Below are 18,857 nucleotides of genomic sequence, written 5' to 3'. Positions count from 1 at the left end.
CCGACACGGCCCGACGACACCACGCCCAGCCGCTCCGCACCGCCTCCGTGTTCCGCGGATCCCGCTCTCGGGGCGCCGGCAGGGGCGCCTCGCGTCAACGTTCCCCTCACGCACGGTGATTGCCGGATCGCCGTCGTTGTTTTCCCTTTTTGCGCAGGTGGATTGAGGGAAGACCATCGGGCGCATGGGTTGGTGCACGCGATAGCTTCGGGGAAAGGGGCCGGGGTGGGAAGGCCGTGTGCGGGGCTGGTGTGGCGGGGAGGTGGCGGGTGGTGACGACGGTGGTTCGTCGGCCGAATTCCGCGCCTCGGCCGAGGATTCGGGTGCGGCGCGTCGTGCGCGGCGCGCGGACCACACCGGGGCGTTGGGCGCTGATCGGTGTGCTGCTGGCCGTGTCGACCGTGCTGGTCGGCGGGTTCACGTTCGCCTCCGTGCGCGAACGCGCGGACGCCGCGGACCGGGTCGCGACGACCAGCGAGCCGATGGGCCTCCGCACGCAGGAGCTGTACCGCGCGCTCGCGCAGGCCAACGCCAGTGCCGCGGCGAGCCTGCTGGAGGGCGGGGTGGAGACGAACGCGGTCCGCGAGGACTACGAGACGTCGCTCGACAACGCGCAGCTCATCCTCCAGTCCGTGGCGTCCGCCGAGGCCACCGGGAACGTCCGGACGCTCCTGTCGCAGCTGTTCGTCGGGATCCCCCGCTACCGCGAAGACGTCGCGCGCGCCAAGACCCAAGCCCGCCAAGGGAGTTCACTGGGCGCCGCGTACCTGACGGCCGCGTCGCGCCAGATGGAGCAGGAGATCCTGCCGGCCGCCGTCAAACTGCACGACGTCGCCTCGGCACGGCTGCGCGCCGACCACCGCGAGGCGACGTCCGTGCCGTGGGCGGCGATCGCCGTGGGCGCGGGTTCGCTGACCGTGCTGGTGGCCGCGCAGGTGCTGCTCGCGCGCCGCACGAAGCGGGTCTTCAACCCGGGCCTGATCGTCGCGACCGTGTCGGTGGCCGCGCTGGCCGGATGGACGGCGTTCGGCCTCGGGACCGCGTACGACGCGCTGGCGCGGAGCCGCGACGACGGCTGGCGGCCCCTGAACGTGGTCGCCGACGCGCAGTTGTCGCTGCTCCAGGCCCGCGCGGCGGAAAGCCAGATCCTCGTCCAGAACGGCACCGAAAGCACCCGGTACATCGAGCAGTTGCAGGGCCACTTCGGCGATCTGACCGGCGACACCGTGGTCCTGGCGGGTGACGCCGAGCGCTCCGCCGACCCGCCCGCCGCCCCGCGCAAACAGGAACTCGCGGTCGCCGCCGCGCTGTCCGCGGGCGACTCCGCCACCGCGCCCCGGATCGCCGAGGCCCGCGAGGCCGTCGCCGCGTGGATCGCCGCCGACCGGGAGGTCATGGCGAAGTACAACGCCGCCGACTTCTCCACAGCCGTCGGCATGGTGATCCGGCCGGACGGCGCCGCGCAGATGGCGTTCCGGCGTGCCGAACAGGCACTCACCGACGTGATCACCGAGGACCAGCGCGACTTCCGGCGCGCGGTGGACGACGCCCGGCAGGCGACCGACGGCCTCGCGGTCGGCGGGATCGTGCTCGCCGCCGTGGCCACCGTCGGCGTCGTGGACGGCGTCGCGCGCCGCGTGGGGGAGTACCGGTGACCCTCCTCCGCACCCCCTCCCGCCGCGGGGCCCGCAGCCGCCTTCGTACGCCCGCCGTTTCGCGCCCGCGCGCGAGGCCCGCCGCGCTCGCGGTCGCGTGCGGGCTGCTGCTCGCGGCGTGCTCCTCCGACCCCGGCCACCACGCCGTCGACCTCCCGCTGCCGCCCCCGCCGACCGTCTCCGAGACGCCCACGGCCCCTCCCCCGCAGCCGGACTGCGGCAACCCCGAGCTGAGCCTCAAACCGCCCGCCGCGGTGCCCGCCCCCGGCTCGTGGCCGACCGACAGCACGATGCAGCGCATCCGCGACCGGGGCTTCCTGATCGCCGGAATCGACCAGAGCTCCTACCCGTTCGGCTACCGCGACCCGGTCGACAACCGGCTCAAGGGCTTCGACATCGACCTGATCCGCGAGGTCGCCCGGGCGATCTTCGGCGACCCCGTCGACAACCGCATCCAGTTCCGGGTCCTGCCCAACAAGGACCGCGACACGGCGGTGGCGGACGGTCGCGTCGACATCGCGGCGATGACCATGACCGTCGACTGCCTGCGCCGCCAGAATGTCGACTTCTCCGACGTGTACTACGTCGCCACGCAGCGCGTCCTGATCCAGAAGGACGCCGACCTGCCGCCCCCCGTCCGCGAGGGCCTGCCCGGCCTCGCCGGGTACCGCGTGTGCGCGGTCAACGGCTCGCGGTCGTTCGGCCCCATCATGGACCCGAAGTACGGCGTCGTGCCCGTCGTCGGCGCCACCTGGGCCGACTGCCTCGTCAAGCTCCAGAAGGGCGAGGTCGAGGCCGTCTCGACGGACGAGAACATCCTGTTCGGCCTGCGCGCGCTGGACCCCAACCACACCGAGATCGTCGGCGAGCCCGTCAGCCTCGAGCCGTACGCCATGCCGATCGCCAAGCAGCACACGGACTTCGTGCGCTTCGTCAACGCCGTGCTCGCCAGGCTGCGGAACGACGGCACCTGGAGCGCGCTGTACGGGAAGTACATCGCCCCCACCGTCGACACCCCCGACCCGCGGCCCCCGGCCGTCACCGCGTGGCGGGACGCGCCGTGACCGGCCCCGGCGCGTGGACGCGCGAACACGTCGACCGCGAGATCGCCCGCCTCGAAGCCGAGCGCGACAGCATCGCGGCGGGCCTCATGGCCCTGGAGGAACACCCCGGCCGCCGCCTCCTGGAGGGCGCCGTCCTCGACGGCCGCACACGCGAGCGCTGGGACGCGTGCCGCGCCGACATCGGACGCCTGTGGGACCTGCACGCCGCGTACGGCGGCGTCCTCGACGAGGCACGCGCCGTACGGGGCCGCCGCCTTCGCCCGACCCGCGCCGAACTCGACGAGCTGGCCCGGCTGCTGACCACCGCGTCCATCCGCGTCCCGGGCCGGGACGTGTCCATCATCCGCCGCGAACTGGTCGGCCCCGACGCGTCGTTGCGCGCGGTCACCTTCGACGAGCTCGTCGCCGAGATGAACACCGTCTGGCAGCGCGCGACCCGCGTCGTCGCCGCCGTCGACGACGTGTGGTCCGCGCTGCTGCCGCGCCTGGACCGCGTCGAGGCCGCGATCGCCGAGACCGACGCCCTGCTCGACCGGCTCGGCGCCGCCGCGCCGCCCGCCGAGGCCGGGATCGTCGCGGAGGTGCGGCGCCGCCTCGGCGACGCCCGCGCCCGGGTCGCCGCCGATCCGCTGCGCTTCGCCGCCGACAAGGGCGGCTCCGTCGTCGCGGGCGTCGACGTGGACGCCCTCGAGAACGACCTGCACGACGTCCGCGACCGCCTCAGGCACCTGCGGCAGCTCCAGGAGCGCTACGAGGAACGCCTCGGCCGCGTCACCGCCGACGTCGACGCGCTCGCCGCCGACGAGGCCGAGGGTCGCCGCCGCCGCGCCCACGTCGTCACCCGCATCGCCGGGCCGGTCCCCGAGATCCCCGCTCTCGTGGGCCCGCTGCGGGCCGGTGTCGACCAGGTCGCCGCGCTGCGCGCCCGCGAGGCGTGGTCGGAACTGTCCTCGCACCTCGGCGCGTTGGAACGGGACACGACGGCGTCCGCGGAACGCCTGCGGACCGCGCGCGACGACCTGGACGCCCTGATGGCCCGGCGCGCCGAACTACGGGGCCTGCTCCAGGCGTACCGTGCGATGGCCGGGGGCCGGGGACGCGGAGAGGACGAGGCGTTGGAAGAACTCCACCACCGGGCGTACACCGTGCTGTGGCGCGCGCCGTGCGACCTGGACGTGGCCGCGGGCCTCGTCGCCGACTACCAACACGCCGTCACCACGCCGGGGTTCGCGAACCGCCGCCCCGGCACCCGGGAAGCCACCGCGTCCGGCCGGGCCGACCGCCCCGGCACCCACCACCACACGGTCCGCCCCGCTCCCCGGGGCATCCACCACGAAGACCGGGCCGCCCGGCCGAGGGGGGAAGGCGAGAACCATGACACTGTGTAACCGTCCCGGCTGCGACGGGTCGATCGACCCGGACGGCTACTGCGACGCGTGCGGACGCGCGCCGCTCAAGGCGGGAGCGGGCGCCGCCCCGGCGTCCTCCGCCTCCGCCCCCGCACCCGCTCCCGCGACGGGGTGCAACCGCCCCGACTGCGGCGTCGGTCCCCTCGACGAGGACGGCTACTGCGAGGCGTGCGGACGCGCGCCGCTCAAGTCGACCGCCGGGGCCGTCCCCGCGCAAGGCGGGTCCGCCCCGCCCTCCGGCACCTCCGCGTCCGGCCGCGACCCCGTGCTCGCCAGCGGCCTCGACGGCGGCCTGGGCGGCACCGGCCTGCCCGGCACCGGCCGTTCCGGCAGCGTCCGGTCCGGCACGACGTCGACCGGGCAGTCCGGACGCACCGGCCGCACCTCCGGCCGCACGTCCCGCCGGGCCGGCGCCGCCAGCGCGCGCCGCCTCGGCGCGGGCATCGTGGAGATCCCCGCGGTCAACGTCCGCGACCCCGCGAAACTCCTCATGCGCGACCCGGTCGTCCCCGAGGAGCGCCGCTTCTGCCGCGACGAGAACTGCGGCCGTCCCGTGGGCCGGGGACGCGACGGGCAGCCCGGCATCGCCAACGGCTTCTGCGCGCACGACGGGACGCCGTTCTCGTTCGCCCCCAAGCTCGAACCCGGCGACATGGTCGAGCACTACCGCGTCGTCGGCTGCCTGGCCCGCGGCGGTTTCGGCTGGGTGTACCTCGCGAAGGACACCAAGCTCCACGACATGTGGGTCGTGCTCAAGGGCCTCCTCGGCAGCAACGACCCCGACGCGGTCGAGGCCGCCGTCGCCGAACAGCGCACGCTCTCGCGCATCCAGCACCCCAACATCGTCACGGTCCACAGCGTCGTGACGCACAAGGACCGCTACACCGGCGAACCCGAGCCGTACATCGTCATGGAGTACGTGGGCGGCATGTCGCTCAAGGAACTCCTGGAGAACCGCCGCGTCGAAACCGGCGACCGGCGTGCCACGCTGCCCGTCGAACAGGTGCTGGCGTACGCGATCGAGATCCTGCCCGCGTTCGGCCACCTGCACGGCCGCGGCCTGGTCTACTGCGACTTCAAGCCCGACAACGTCATCCAGAGTGACGACCAGCTCAAGCTGATCGACATGGGCGCGGTCCGCGCGATCGACGACGACACCGGGGCCATCTTCGGCACGTTCGGCTACCAGGCCCCCGAGATCGGCAAGATCCTCAAGGACGAGCACGGCGAGGACTACCAGATCGGCCCGACACCCGAGTCCGACCTCTACACGGTCGGCCGCGCGATGGCGGTGCTCAGCTTCCCGTTCGCGAACTTCACCCGCGAGTGGAAGCACAGCCTGCCGCCCGCGAGTTCGGTGCCCTTGTTCCAGGAGTTCGAGTCGTTCCACCGGCTCCTGCTGCGCGCCACCCACCCCGAGCCCGAACACCGCTTCGCCGCGGCGTCCGACCTCGCCGAGCAGTGCCTCGGCGTGCTGCGCGAGGTCGTCGCCGCCCGCACCGGCGAGCCCAAGCCCGCGCTGTCGGGCCTGTTCGGCCCGGAAACCCGCGTCGCGCACACCGACGTCACCGCGTGGCACGCCCCGAACGCCCCCACCCCGCTGGAGGTCGCCGCCGGTCTGCCGGTGCCGCGCGTCGACGCCGAGGACCCGGCCGCGGGCCTGCTCGCGTCGCTGCCGACCAACGACCCCGACGAACTCCTCGCCGCCGTCACCACCGCCGGCATCCAGTCCGCCGAGGCGACGCTGCGCCTGGCCTACGTGTGCATCGAACGCGGGCAGATCGAGCGGGCTGAGGCGTTCCTCGACGACATCGACGCCGACGACTGGCGGCTCGTCTGGTACCGCGGGCTGGCCTCGCTCGCCGAGAGCCGCACCACCGACGCCCTCGCCGCGTTCGACGCCGTGCGCTCGCTGCTCCCCGGCGAACCCGCGCCGCGCCTCGCCCTGGGCCTGTGCCTGGAGCAGACCGGGCGGCACGCCCAGGCGGCCCGCGAATACCAGGGCGTGTGGAACACCGACCGCTCGTACGTCAGCGCGGCGTTCGGCCTGGCCCGCTGCCAACTCGCCGCCGGGCAACGCGCCGACGCCGTCGCGACGCTCGAATCGGTGCCCAACACCTCCGCCAACCACGTCGCCGCGCAGACCGCCGCGCTCCGTACGCGCGTGTGCGACCGCAACCCGCAAGAGCCCTTGGAAGACGACCTGTTGCAGGCCTCCGCGCACCTGGAGGCGCTGCCGCTGACCGGTGAGGCGTACGACCGCCTCGCCGCCGACCTGCTCGGCGCCGCCCTCGAATGGGTGCGGCACGGCAGGGCCGGCGCGACCGGGCGCGGCGGGGCGGTGCTCGGCAGCGCGCTCGACGAACGACGCCTGCGGTTCGCCCTGGAGAGCACCTACCGCTCGCTCGCGCGCCACGTCGACCGCACCGACGAACGGGTGAGACTGGTGGACAAGGCCAACGAAGTGCGTCCCAGGACCTGGGTGTGATCCCCGTGGGCACGAGCGGGCCGGGGCCGCACGGCGTGACCTCCGCGGTGGGCGCGTCCAACGGCGAGGCGCCCGCGTACGGGTGCCCGAACTGCGGCGTCGCGTCGCGGCCCGGGGACAACTTCTGCGAGGCGTGCGGGTACGACCTGCGCCGCGCCGCGCCGCCCCGCCCGGTCGCCGAACGCGCCCCCAGGCGCGGGCAGTTCGCGTCCGCGGTGTGCCGCACGTGCCGGACGGCCACGATCAGCGCCGACGGCTGGTGCGAGGTGTGCGGGCGCGCGTACAACCCGCGCGACTCGATGGCGTTCGACATCGGCATCGCCGCCGGGATGAGCGACCGCGGCCTGCGGCACCGCCGCAACGAGGACGCCATGGCGATCGACATCGTCGACACCCCGCACACCGGGCCGATCGTCGTCGCGGTGGTCTGCGACGGGGTGTCGTCGTCGCCGCGCCCCGACGACGCGTCCGCGACCGCGGCGAGCACCGCGTCCGGGGCGCTCGTCGCGGCGCTGCGCGGGGGCGCGGGCCCCGAGGCGGCCACCCGCGCGGCGGCAGCGGCGGCGGCGAGTGCCGTCGCCCGCCTGGCCGGTCCCGGCGAGGCCGAGGGGAACGCCCCGGCGTGCACGTACGTGTCCGCTGTCGTCACGCCGGAGACCGTCACGATCGGCTGGGTCGGCGACAGCCGCGCCTACTGGCTGTCCGTCGACGGCACCGCGGCCGGCGACCCGCACGAGCCGCCCGCCGCCGCGTACCCGGTGCCCGAGGCCGCCCGCGAATCGGTGCGCATCGCCCTGCCCGAGCCCGCGTGGCCCGCGGAGCCCCCCGAGGAGTCCGAGAGCACGATCCGGGTGCCCACCCCGGCGTCGCAGCTGACCGAGGACGACTCGTGGGCCGCCCGCATGGTCGCGTGCGGGCAGATGACCGAGGCGCAGGCGTTCGCCGACAGCCGGGCCCACGCGATCGTCTCGTGGCTCGGCGCGGACGCCGGCGAGGTACGCGCCCGCGTGACCACGCTGCGGCCCAACACCCCCGGCGCGGTGCTGCTGTGCAGCGACGGGCTGTGGAACTACGTGCAGCCGGCCCAGGCGCTCTCGGCTTTCGCCCTGCCCCACGGGCTGGCGCAACCGATGCGCGCCGCACAGGAGTTGACCGACTACGCCCTGCAATGCGGTGGCGCCGACAACATCACCGTCGCCCTAGTCCCCTTCCCACCCGCAGCGCATGTCGGGTCGGAACCGAAGGAGTAGCCGCCATGGCACCCCACGAGAACCCCACCGGCGAACCCGCCTTCAACGTCGAGGTCTTCCAGAACCAGTACCTCCCCACGGGCGGGAGCGAGGTCCACGCGGTCGCCACGGTCACCGCGACCGGTGCCGCGGCCGGTGCCGCCGCCGGGCCGCGCGGCGGGCTCGCCGCCGAGGTGATCCTCGTCGACACCTCCGGGTCGATGGACTACCCGGGCACGAAGCTGTCGTCGGCGAAACTGGCGACCAAGGCCGCGATCGACTCGCTGCGCGAGGGGACGCTGTTCGCGGTCGTGGCGGGCACCGGCATGGCGTCGATGGTCTACCCGACCGACGAGCGCCTCGTACCGCTCGACGACCACACGCGCCGCGAGGCCAAGCGCGCGGTCGACCGCCTCCGGGCGCGCGGCGGCACCGCGATGGGGCAGTGGCTGCTCGCCGCGCGGCGGCTGCTGGAGCCGTACCCGCACGCCATCCGGCACGCCATCCTGCTCACCGACGGCAAGGACGAGAGCGAGACGCCGGCCGACCTGGCCGCCGCGATCCAGGCCTGCCAGGGCGTCTTCACGTGTGACTGCCGCGGCGTGGGCACCGACTGGGTCGTCGCCGAACTGCGGCAGGTCGCCTCGGGATTGCTCGGCAGCCTCGCGATCGTCGCCGACCCGGCCGACCTCATCGCGGACTTCACCGAGATGATCGAGGGCGCGATGGGCAAGGCCGTCGCCGACGTCTCGCTGCGGCTGCGCACGGTCGGCGCGACGCGGGTGAAGTTCGTCAAGCAAGTACGGCCGTCCATCGAGGATCTGACGCACCGTCGCACCGACGTCGGCGGCAACATCGGCGACTACCCCACGGGCGCGTGGGGCGACGAGAGCCGCGACTACCACGTGTGCCTGGAGGTCGCGCCGGGCGACCTGAACGACCCGGTGCGGGTGGGCGTCGTGAGCCTGGTCTCCCGCGGCGCCGACGGCACCGAGTCCGAGCTGACCCGGATCGGTGTGTTCGCCGAATGGACCGAGGACGAACAGCTGTTCACCGAGATCAACAAGGAAGTCGCGCTCTACACCGGCCGCACCGAGATGGCCAAGGAGATCCAGGAGGGCCTGTCGGCCCGCGACGAGGGCCACGACGACCTGGCGACCGCGAAGCTGCGGCGGGCGCTCGACCTCGCGCGGCAGTCGGAGGACGAGTACACCGCCCAGCTGATCCGGAAGCTCGTCGACGAGGACCCCGTCACCGGGACGATCAAGCTGCGCAAGGACGTCGACGACGCCGACGTGATGCGGATCAACGTGGACTCGGTCAAGACGTCGCGACTGCGCAAACCCCGTACGGGCACCGCGTCCGCCGCCCGGACCGACGGCAACGGGTGACGACGAACACCACCGGGACGACGGCGGGTTCGCGGGCGCCGGCCCGGGCCGGGCACGGCACGGTGCGGCAGGGGGCGGCGGCACCGCGTAATCTGCCCTCCAGGCCGAACGGCCCGAGCGTACGCGAGCCGCCCCAGTCCGGCGGGCGTCACCGTCACGACGACAGGAGGTGCTGACATGGCGATATGTCCGCGCGGCCACCACTCGGTCGACGAGGCCTTCTGCGATACGTGCAGGCTTCCGATCGAGGGGCAGGGCATGCAGCAGTTCGGCGGTCTCGACCACGGCCAGGGCCCCGCCGCGGCCGAGTTGTGCCCGATGTGCCGGACCCGGCGCGACAACGGCGCTCGCTACTGCGAGGCGTGCCGCCACGAGTTCGGCACGACACCGGTTCCCGTGCCGACCGAGTACCCGCCCGCGGGCGGGTACGACCCGACGGGGTATGGGTCGCAGTCGGGCCAGACGGGGCACGCGATGCAGGCGGGCCAGTCGGCCCAGACCGGCCAGAGCGGCCAGACCGGGCAGAGCGGCCAGACCGGCCAGGGGGGCCAGACCGGCCAGGGCGGCCACCAGACGGGCCCACCCGGCCAGATGGCGCAGAACCCGTACGTCTACGGCGAGCAGCAGGGCTATTCCCAGCAGTCCGTTCCCGGTCAGACCACCCACGGATACTCCGGTCAGACCGGCGGCGGCTACGCGCCGTACCCGCAGCAGCAGGGCTACCCGCCCGCGGACCCGCAGGCCGGTTACGGGGGCACCGGCCAGCCCTACGCCGACGAGTACGGCGGAGGCACGGTCATGGGCCCGGGCCAGGTCGTCGTCCCGCCGCCGCCGGGCCTCCCGCAGCCGCTCCAGACGCAGCCGCAGTACGTCTGGACGCTGCGCGTCACCGCGGACCGGGACTACTTCGACCGCGTCGTCGCGCAGGGCGGCCCCGACGCCCACGCCATGCGGTTCCCCGACTACCACGAGCCGTGGGAGGTCGTGCTGCACGGCGACCACGTCCGCGTGGGCCGCCGCGGATCCGGCGGCAGCGGGCCCGACATAGAGATCGACCTGTCCGGGCCACCGTCCGACCCGGGCATCTCCCACCACCACGTCAGCCTGAACCGCGACCCCGACGGCGCGTGGTCGGTGACCGACGAGGAGTCGACGAACGGCACCACGATCAACGGCGGCCTGGAGGCCGTCAACGTCCGCGTGCCGGTCCGCCTCAACGACGGCGACCGCGTGCACGTGGGAGCGTGGACGACCCTGGAGGTCCGCCTGACGGCACTCCACTGAGCCGACGCAGGGCCCGGGCGAACGGCCCACGAGCCGCTGGTCTCCGCGCGGTTTCGACGGGTGGGCCCGCCCGCCCCCGCTGGCCGGCCGGCGCCCGGGGCGCATCGCCCGGTCGTGCGCGCCCGCTCCCGCTCACCGTCGGCCCGGTCGTGTCTCCGCAATCCGCCCGGCGACCACCCGCGTGCCCCTCGGCGCCGGCGCATCGCCCGGTGGGGCCGCCGCAGCTTCCCCCGCGCCCGCCCTCCCGCGACTCCCCGCGCGTCACACCGCCGCCGTCACGCGGTCGGGGGTTCCGCGCGGACCAGGCCGTTCTGGTAGGCGATCACGACGAGTTGGGCGCGGTCGCGGGCGCCGAGTTTCGTCATCGCGCGCTGGATGTGGGTGCGGACCGTCAGGACGCTCACCACCAGTTCCGCGGCGATGTCGGCGTTGGACTTGCCGAGGGCGGCCAGCACGGTCACTTCCTGTTCGCGGGGCGTCAGGTCGGCCAGGCGTTCGGCCGGGGTGAGGGGCGGGCCCGAGGCGGGGGTGGTGAGGAAGCGGGTGATCAGGGCCCGGGTCGCGCCCGGCGACAGCAGCGCCTCGCCCGCGGCGACCGTGCGGATGCCGTCCAGCAGCGCGTCCGTGGTGACGTACTTGCCGAGGAACCCGCTCGCGCCCACCCGCAGCGCCCGGGCGACGTACTCCTCGGTCTCGAACATCGTCAGGATCAGTACGCGCGTGCCCGCGAGCGCGGGGTCCTCGCACATCGCGGCGGTCGCGGCGAGCCCGTCGGTGCCGGGCATGCGGATGTCCATGAGGACGACGTCGGGGCGTTCGGCGCGGGCGAGTTCCACCGCCTGCGCGCCGTCGGCGGCCTCGCCGACGACCTCCATGTCGTCGCAGGAGTCGATCAGCAGGCGGAACGTGCCGCGCAGCAGGGCCTGGTCGTCGGCGAGCAGGACACGGATCGTCAACGGGCTTCCTCGGGTCGGTCTCCGGCCGGCGCGTCCGCCGGGCTCCGGGGCTGGAAGGGGAGTGCGGCGGCGACCTCGAACCCGCCGCCGGGCCGGGGGCCGGCCCGCAGGTCGCCGCCGATGGCGTGGGCGCGCTCGCGCATGCCCATCAGCCCGTACCCGCCGCCCGGCATCGCCGCGACGGTCCCGGCGTCCGCCCCGCCGTCGTTGGTGACGGTGATGCGCAGGCCGGCGTCGTCGTAGCGGAGCCTGACCCGCGCCGCGTGGTCGGCCGCGTGCTTGGTGGCATTGGTCAGGGCCTCCTGGATGATCCGGTACGCGGTCAGGTCCACTCCCGGCGACAGGGGTCGCGCGTCCCCCTCGGTGGCGACCGCGACCGTCAGCCCGGCGGACGCGCACGCCGCGACGAGTTCGGGCAGGCGGTCGAGGCCCGGAGCGGGTTCCGGCGGGTCCGCGCCCGGGTCGGCGGTCTGGCGCAACACGCCTACTGTGGCACGCAGTTCCAGCAGCGCGGAGGTCGTGGTGCCGACCAGGTCGGCGAGGATTCTGCGGGTCTGCTCGGGTTGTGTGTCGGCGAGGTGCGCGGCGGTGCCGGCCTGGGCGTGGGCGACGGCCATGTGGTGGGCGACGGCGTCGTGGAGTTCGCGGGCGATCCGCATGCGCTCCTCGGCGACGCGGAGCCGGGCCTCCTCCTCGCGGGTGCGTTCGGCGTGCGCGGCGCGGGCCTGGACGGATTCGAGGTACGCGCGCCGGAAGCGGCTCATTCCGCCGAGCGAGAGCGGCAGCAGCAGCCACAGGCCCGTCCCCAGGGTCCGCAGGATGAAGTCGTCGCCGAGCGATTCGCCCGCGAGCGACGTGGCCACCAGGACCACCAGGGTCACCGACGCGAGGACGTTGGTGGTCCGCGAGTCGGTGAGCGCGGCCAGCCAGTACAGCGCGGCCATGACCGGGGCCAGCAGCAAGGGGCTGGGCAGGTAGCCGAGGCCGGTCAGCAGGGCCGCCGCGCCCGCGGTGACCGCGAGCGCGACGCGCGGTCGGCGGCGGGACACCAGCAGGGACGCGCTGGACGCGGCGAGGATCCACACCGGCCACAGCGCGCTCGGGGGCGTGGATTCGGAGGTGCTGATCTGCGTCCCGAAGAGCGCGCAGACGCACACCGCCGTCGTCGTCACCCGGTCCGCGGTCCGTGCGTGCGGTTCCGCGTACCGTTCGAGGTTGCCGGTCATCGTGCTCTCCGCGGGAGGATAGGGCCGGGGTCCATGGTGGCCGATGGGGGCGCGGGCGGACGCGCGGACCGCCCGAGGGGGTCCCTCGGGCGGTCCGGGCCGCGGGACGGGTCACACGTGCGCCGTGACCGGACCGTCCGGTTCCGGGGCCCGGCCGCCGTGCCGGGCGAGTGCCTCGCCCTCCACGTCGACGCGGGGCAGGACGCGGTCGAGCCACGCCGGAAGCCGCCACGCGCGGTCGCCGAGCAGCGCCAGCACGGCGGGGACGATCGCCATGCGGACCACGAACGCGTCGAAGAGCACCGCGGCGGCCAGGCCGAACCCGAGCATCTTGATCAGCGACCCTTCCTCGCCGATGAAGCCGGAGAACACCGCGACCATGATCAGCGCGGCGGCCGTCACCACTCGCGCGCTGTGCCGGAACCCGGACACGACGGCCTGCTCGGCGCTCTCCCCGTGGGTGTACGCCTCCCGTACGCGCGAGACGAGGAAGACCTCGTAGTCCATCGCCAGCCCGAAGACGATGCCCATCATGAAGATCGGCATCAGGCTCATGATCGGCCCGGTCTGCTCCACCCCGAACAGGCCCGCGGCATGGCCCTGTTGGAAGACCAGCACGAGTACGCCGAGCGCGGCCAGCACCGACAGCACGAAGCCCAGGGCGGCCTTGACCGGGACCAGGACGGACCGGAACACCACGAGCAGCAGCACCACCGCGAAGCCGCCCACCACGGCCAGGTACGGCACCAGCGCGGACTGCACCTTCGCCGCGATGTCGATGTTGAGCGCGGTCGTCCCGGTGACCTCGAACGTCGCGGACGCCCGCTCCTCGACGGCCGGGCGCTCGCGGCGGATCCTCTCCACCAAGTCCTTGGTCTTCTCGTCCGTGGGGCCGGTCGACGGGGTGGCCCGGAACACCGCGGTGTCGCCGGCCTCGTTGAAGTCGGCCTCCGAGACCGACACGATGCCGTCGGTGCCGCCGATCCGGTCGCCGACCGTACGCACCGCGCCTCGCGGGTCGGCCGCGCCGCGCGCGTCCACGACGATGGTCAGCGGGCCGTTGAAGCCGGGCCCGAAGCCCTCGGCCAGCGCGTCGTACGCCCGCCGCTCGGTCGTCGCGGTCGACTTCGCCTCGTCGCCCGGCATGCCCAGCCGCAGCGACGCCGTCGGCAGCGCCAGCGCGCCCAGGCCCAGCACACCCAGGACCAGTACGGCGACCGGGCGGCGCAGGACGAAGCGCGCCCAGCGCGTCCCCAGGTTGCCCCGCCCGCCGACCGCGGTGCCGCCGCGCGGCCCGGCCGTGCGGGCCCGGCGGGCGAGCACCGCGTCGGGCCAGAAGCCGAGCAGCGCCGGGACGACCGTCAGCGCGACCAGCACCGCGACCGCCACCGCACCCGCCGCGGCCAGGCCCATCCGCGTCAGCGTCGGGATCCCGACCACCGACAGGCCCGCCAGCGCGATCACGACGGTGACCCCGGCGAACACGACCGCCGACCCGGCGGTGCCGACGGCCATCCCGGCCGCGTCGTGCGGCGCCCGGCCGCGCCCGCGCTCCTCGCGGTAGCGGGACACCACGAACAGCGCGTAGTCGATGCCCACCGCGAGGCCCAGCATCATGCCGAGGGTGAGGGTGTCCGCGGACAGCCCCAGCGGGCCCGCCAGCAGGATGATCCCGAGCAGGCTCACGGCGACGCCGACGACCGCGGTCAGCAGCGGCAGGCCGGCCGCGGCCAGGGAACCGAACGTGACCAGCAGGACGACGGCCGCCGCCGCGAGGCCGACGGCCTCCGCGACCCCGCCGGGCCCGCCGTCGCCGTCCATCGCCGAGCCGCCGGTCTCCACCGTCAGACCGGCCGCGCGCGCCCGGTCCGCGGCGTCGTCCACCGCCGCCCGGTCGGCGTCGGTGACGTCGGCGGACTCCACCGTGTAGGTGACCGTCGCGTACGCCGTCGTCTCGTCGGCGCTGACCGCGTCGGACGCGAACGGGTCGGTGACACCGGCGACTTGCGGCCCGCCGCGGAGCGAGCCCACGGCGTTCTCGACGGCCTCGCGCGGGCCGTCCGACGTCACCGTGCCGCCGTCCGGGGCGACGAAGACGACCCGGGCGGTGGCGCCGTCCGCGGCGGCCCCGGGGAAACGCTCCTCCAGCAGATCGAACGCCTTCTGCGACTCGATCCCCGGCATCGAGAACTCCTCGTCGGAGGGCCCCGACGCCCCCGAGGCCCCCACCAGCACCGCGGCGAGCACCCCCAACCACACCAGCACGACCCACCCGCGCCGCCGAAAAGCCCCGCATCCGAGCCGATAAAGAAAAGTCGCCACGACAGGGTCTCCCACTCCACTAGCGATGACCTCACCAGGCTCACGCGTGAAGGCCCCGCCGGTCGTCGTGCGGTTACGGGCAGTGCGTCCTACCGCGACCGCATGACGCCCTACTGAAATCGCGGTAGGCGGGCCGTGACCGGACCGGGCGGGCGGCGGCCCTTTGTGTGCCGAATGGATCGGTTCGGGCACGGGAAGGGGGTTCGCGACCGTGTTGCGGGTCGGGTTCGTGCGGGGAGCGCGCCGGCGGGCGGCCCGTGTGCGGGATCCCGTCGCCGTGCGGCGCGGATGTGACCGAGACGAAGGTGAGCCATGGCCTACTACCGGCGCCTGGGGGCCGTGCCGCCCAAGCGGCACACGCAGCATCGGAATGCCGAAGGGGGGCTGTACTACGAGGAGTTGATGGGGGAGGAGGGGTTCTCGTCGGACTCGTCGCTGCTGTACCACCGGTATCTGCCGTCCGCGATCGCCGCGGCGGAGGTGTGGGAGCCGCCGGATCCGGCGACGACGCCGAATCATCCGCTCAAGCCCCGGCATCTGAGGCTGCACGGGCTGTTCACGGGCGAGGACTGGCGGGCCGCCGACGTGGTCACGGGGCGGCGGCTCGTGCTGGGCAACGGCGACGTGCGCATCTCGTACGTCGCCGCCGGTGCGCCGAGCGAGTTGTACCGCAACGCGATCGGCGACGAATGCGTCTACGTCGAGTCCGGCACGGGCGTGGTCGAAACCGTGTTCGGGGCGCTGCCGGTCGGGCAGGGCGACTACGTGGTCCTGCCGCGCGCGACGACGCACCGCTGGCTGCCGTCCGGGGACGCGCCGCTGCGCGCGTACTGCATCGAGGCCGACAGCCACATCGCCCCCGTCGCCCGCTACCTGTCGAAGTACGGCCAGCTCTTGGAGCACGCGCCGTACTGCGAACGCGACCTGCGCGGCCCCGAGGAGCCGCTGACGGTCGAGGGCGAGGACGTGGACGTGCTCGTCAAGCACCGGGGCCCGCGCGGGCCGGTCGGGACGCGCTACACGTACCCCCGCCACCCGTTCGACGCGGTCGGCTGGGACGGCTGCCTGTACCCGTACGTGTTCAACATCGCCGACTTCGAGCCGCTGACCGGCCGGATCCACCAGCCCCCGCCCGCCCACCAGGTGTTCGAGGGGCGCAACTTCGTCATCTGCAACTTCGTGCCCCGCAAGGTCGACTACCACCCGCTGGCGATCCCCGTGCCCTACTACCACGCGAACGTCGACTCCGACGAAGTCATGTTCTACTGCGGCGGCGACTACGAGGCCCGCAAGGGCTCCGGCATCGGCCAGGGGTCGATCTCGCTGCACCCCGGCGGCCACGCGCACGGCCCGCAGCCGGGAGCGTACGAACGCAGCATCGGCATCGACTTCTTCGACGAACTCGCCGTCATGGTCGACACGTTCCGGCCGCTGGAACTGGGCGAAGGGGGCCTCGCGGCGGAGGACCCCGGCTATGCCTGGACGTGGGCGGGGCGCGGACCGGACACGACCGGGGACGCGGGGGCGGGGCGATGAGCGAACCCGGAGTCGTCCCCCGGCTGTTCCGTCACCTCGTGGACGACGCCTCGGTGTTCCCGCCGGGCTGCCTATCGCTGCGGGACGCCGTCGCGGCACACCGGGCGCACCGCGCGGCCTGGTACGCCGACCTCGTCGGGCCCTTCGTCGTCGGATCGGCGCATCTCGCCGAACTCGCCGAACTCGCCGAACTCCCCGAACTCGCGGACAGCACAAGCCCGTTGCACGTCATCGTGGTGGCCGCGGGCGGCCCCGGCGCGGTCGGGCCCGCGGTGCGCGGCGTGATCGGCACGCCGGGGCTCGTCCTCGCCGGCGTCGAAGCGGCCGGGGAGCCCCGCGAGATCGTCGCCGCCTTCCACGAGCACGTTCCGGAAGACGTCGCCGGAGCCGTCGAAGTCCCCGGCGGGGAACGGCTCGACGCCGACCTGGACCTGATCGCCTCCACCCGGCACCGGGCGAAGTTCCGTACCGGCGGGACCACATCCGACGCGTTCCCGACCGCCGCGCGACTCGCCGCCTTCGTCGACGGCTGCGCACGCCGCCGCCTGCCGTTCAAGCTGACCGCGGGCCTGCACCACGCCAAGGCGTACGTCGACCCCGACACCGGCTTCGCCCACCACGGCTTCCTCGACGTGCTCGGCATGCTGCCGCAGGAGCCCGAGGCGCGGTCGCTGTTCACCGCGTTCGGCAGCTGCGGCATCGCCGAGCCGCTGATGGACCTGATCGGCCTCGGCCTCATCGTCCCTCCCACGCACCCCGTGCGTCCCACGAACCCCAAGGAGCAGCACGCGTGACCGCCCCCTGGCCGCCCGCCCCGGCCGACCACCCCTTCGGTATCCACAACCTCCCGTACGGGATTCTCACCACCACCGAGGACCCCGCCCGGCGCATCGGCGTCGCGATCGGCGACCACGTCCTCGACGTCAGCCCGGTCGCCCAGGCCACGCGCTCCGACCACGCCGTGCTGCTCGACGCACCGAACCTCAACCCCCTGATGGCGGCGGGCCGTTCGGTGTGGACGACGGTGCGCGCCGAGATCACCGCGTGGCTGACCGACCCCGACTACCGCGACATCGTCCGACCCCGCCTGATCCCGCGCCGGAACGCCCGCCTCCACCTGCCGTTCGAGGTGGGGGACTACGTCGACTTCTACTCGTCCGAACACCACGCGGGCAACGTGGGCAGCATCTTCCGCCCGGGCGGACCCCCGCTGCCGCCGAACTGGAAGCACCTGCCCATCGGTTACCACGGGCGCTCCGGAACGGTCGTCGTCTCCGGCACCGATATCGTCAGGCCGTCCGGGCAACGCCTGGTGCCCGGCGAGTCGTTGCCGGCGTACGGCCCGTGCCTGCGCCTCGACATCGAGGCCGAAGTTGGCTTCGTCGTGGGCACCGGAACGCGGTTCGGCGACCCCGTGCCGCTCGGCGCCTTCCGCGACCACGTCTTCGGCGTCTGTCTGGTCAACGACTGGTCGGCCCGCGACATCCAGGCGTGGGAGACCGTGCCGCTCGGACCCTTCCTGGCCAAGTCGTTCGCGACCTCGGTCTCGCCGTGGGTCGTACCGCTCGACGCGCTCGCCCACGCGTGGGTGGACCCGCCCGCCCGCGACGTCGACCCCCTGCCGTACCTGGACGACCGCAAGGCCGAACCCGGCGCCCTGGACCTGGAGATCGAGGTCGCGCTCAACCACCACACCATCTCCCGGCCGCCGTTCCGGACCATGTACTGGACCGCGGCGCAGCAACTCGCGCACATGACGGTCAACGGGGCGTCGCTGCGCACCGGCGACCTGTACGCGTCGGGCACGGTCAGCGGGCCGCGCGCGGACCAGCGCGGGTGCCTGCTCGAACTCACCTGGAACGGCCGGGACATGATCGAACTCCCGGACGGATCGTTGCGGACGTTCCTCGAAGACGGCGACGAGGTCGCCATCACCGCGTCCGCCCCCGGCCCGGACGGCACCCGCGTCGGCCTCGGCGAGGTCACCGGCCGCGTCGTACCCACCCGGGGGTGACAGCACGAGGCCGGGGAGGAACAGCGCGCCAGGACGGCGCTGTTCCTCCCCGGCGACCGGGGCGGTTCCCTCGACGGCCGGTCGTGGGTGACGCGGTGGCTTGGCCGCCGGTGACTCGGCCGCCCGGTCACGCCGCACCGGGCCGCGTGCCGTCCGGCCCGGTGGACACGCGGCCACCCGGCCCGTGACCACGTGGTCATGCGGTTCCCGGTCACCCGGGCCCGGTCACCCGGCCGGTGGTCACGGTGCCTCCGGCTACCCGGCTACCCGGCTACCCGGCTAC

13 protein-coding genes are annotated in these 18,857 nt (G+C 74.2%); 10 read left to right on the top strand and 3 right to left on the bottom strand.

Annotated elements, in window-relative coordinates:
• Nucleotides 1-323: 323 nt before the first annotated feature.
• The 7 genes from LO772_RS09090 to LO772_RS09060 all read left to right on the top strand — a co-directional run bounded on the left by LO772_RS09090 (nt 324) and on the right by LO772_RS09060 (nt 10,520).
• Nucleotides 324-1,655, top strand: coding sequence for a hypothetical protein (locus LO772_RS09090; RefSeq protein ID WP_231777881.1), 1,332 nt, complete (start codon nt 324-326; stop codon nt 1,653-1,655).
• On the top strand, nt 1,652-2,719 hold the full coding sequence (locus LO772_RS09085; RefSeq protein WP_231777880.1) for a transporter substrate-binding domain-containing protein: 1,068 nt from the start codon (nt 1,652-1,654) through the stop codon (nt 2,717-2,719). Before LO772_RS09090 ends, LO772_RS09085 begins: the two co-directional genes overlap by 4 nt.
• Entirely contained in the window at nt 2,716-4,107 is a 1,392-nt protein-coding gene (locus LO772_RS09080) for a hypothetical protein (RefSeq protein WP_231777879.1), read from the top strand. Before LO772_RS09085 ends, LO772_RS09080 begins: the two co-directional genes overlap by 4 nt.
• Nucleotides 4,094-6,616 (top strand): serine/threonine-protein kinase, encoded by a 2,523-nt coding sequence (locus LO772_RS09075; protein WP_231777878.1) that lies wholly within the window; start codon nt 4,094-4,096, stop codon nt 6,614-6,616. The genes LO772_RS09080 and LO772_RS09075 overlap by 14 nt, the downstream gene beginning before the upstream one ends.
• A complete protein-coding gene (locus tag LO772_RS09070; protein WP_231777877.1) occupies nt 6,613-7,866 on the top strand; it encodes a protein phosphatase 2C domain-containing protein in 1,254 nt (417 codons plus the stop codon). The genes LO772_RS09075 and LO772_RS09070 overlap by 4 nt, the downstream gene beginning before the upstream one ends.
• 5 nt (nt 7,867-7,871) lie before the next feature.
• A complete protein-coding gene (locus LO772_RS09065; RefSeq protein ID WP_231777876.1) occupies nt 7,872-9,236 on the top strand; it encodes a VWA domain-containing protein in 1,365 nt (454 codons plus the stop codon).
• A gap of 177 nt (nt 9,237-9,413) precedes the next feature.
• Nucleotides 9,414-10,520 carry an FHA domain-containing protein gene (locus LO772_RS09060; protein ID WP_231777875.1) on the top strand — a complete coding sequence of 369 codons (1,107 nt, stop codon included), beginning with the start codon at nt 9,414-9,416 and terminating at the stop codon, nt 10,518-10,520.
• Nucleotides 10,521-10,795: 275 nt separating this feature from the next.
• On the opposite strand, the gene LO772_RS09055 is transcribed toward LO772_RS09060, so the two are convergent.
• The 3 genes from LO772_RS09055 to LO772_RS09045 all read right to left on the bottom strand — a co-directional run bounded on the left by LO772_RS09055 (nt 10,796) and on the right by LO772_RS09045 (nt 15,024).
• Nucleotides 10,796-11,476, bottom strand: a complete 681-nt coding sequence (locus tag LO772_RS09055; protein ID WP_231777874.1) for a response regulator transcription factor — start codon at nt 11,474-11,476, stop codon at nt 10,796-10,798.
• Nucleotides 11,473-12,702, bottom strand: a complete 1,230-nt coding sequence (locus LO772_RS09050; protein WP_231777873.1) for a sensor histidine kinase — start codon at nt 12,700-12,702, stop codon at nt 11,473-11,475. Before LO772_RS09050 ends, LO772_RS09055 begins: the two co-directional genes overlap by 4 nt.
• Nucleotides 12,703-12,813: 111 nt before the next feature.
• A complete protein-coding gene (locus tag LO772_RS09045) occupies nt 12,814-15,024 on the bottom strand; it encodes an MMPL family transporter (RefSeq protein ID WP_231777872.1) in 2,211 nt (736 codons plus the stop codon).
• Between the two features lie 312 nt (nt 15,025-15,336).
• Between LO772_RS09045 and LO772_RS09040 the strand changes: the two genes are divergently transcribed.
• From LO772_RS09040 to fahA, 3 genes are read left to right on the top strand one after another with little or no spacing between them, the layout of a single operon-like run.
• A complete protein-coding gene (locus LO772_RS09040; RefSeq protein WP_231777871.1) occupies nt 15,337-16,560 on the top strand; it encodes a homogentisate 1,2-dioxygenase in 1,224 nt (407 codons plus the stop codon).
• Entirely contained in the window at nt 16,557-17,354 is a 798-nt protein-coding gene (locus LO772_RS09035) for a hypothetical protein (RefSeq protein ID WP_231777870.1), read from the top strand. The genes LO772_RS09040 and LO772_RS09035 overlap by 4 nt, the downstream gene beginning before the upstream one ends.
• Complete coding sequence (gene fahA / locus LO772_RS09030; protein ID WP_231777869.1) at nt 17,351-18,574, top strand: fumarylacetoacetase; 1,224 nt, start codon at nt 17,351-17,353, stop codon at nt 18,572-18,574. The genes LO772_RS09035 and fahA overlap by 4 nt, the downstream gene beginning before the upstream one ends.
• The last annotated feature ends 283 nt before the right edge of the window (nt 18,575-18,857 follow it).

Origin of the sequence: Yinghuangia sp. ASG 101 (assembly GCF_021165735.1) — a bacterium.
In the GTDB taxonomy this organism is placed as follows: Bacteria; Actinomycetota; Actinomycetes; order Streptomycetales; family Streptomycetaceae; genus Yinghuangia.
Note: the sequence above shows the minus strand (reverse complement) of the source record. Positions and strands in the feature narration are given on the sequence as shown.

Coding starts and splice junctions, on each gene's coding strand:
- LO772_RS09075 (WP_231777878.1), top strand. CDS start 4,094: ATGACACTGTGTAACCGTCCCGGCTGCGACGGGTCGATCGACCCGGAC.
- LO772_RS09065 (WP_231777876.1), top strand. CDS start 7,872: ATGGCACCCCACGAGAACCCCACCGGCGAACCCGCCTTCAACGTCGAG.
- LO772_RS09060 (WP_231777875.1), top strand. CDS start 9,414: ATGGCGATATGTCCGCGCGGCCACCACTCGGTCGACGAGGCCTTCTGC.
- LO772_RS09050 (WP_231777873.1), bottom strand. CDS start 12,702: ATGACCGGCAACCTCGAACGGTACGCGGAACCGCACGCACGGACCGCG.
- LO772_RS09040 (WP_231777871.1), top strand. CDS start 15,337: ATGGCCTACTACCGGCGCCTGGGGGCCGTGCCGCCCAAGCGGCACACG.
- LO772_RS09035 (WP_231777870.1), top strand. CDS start 16,557: ATGAGCGAACCCGGAGTCGTCCCCCGGCTGTTCCGTCACCTCGTGGAC.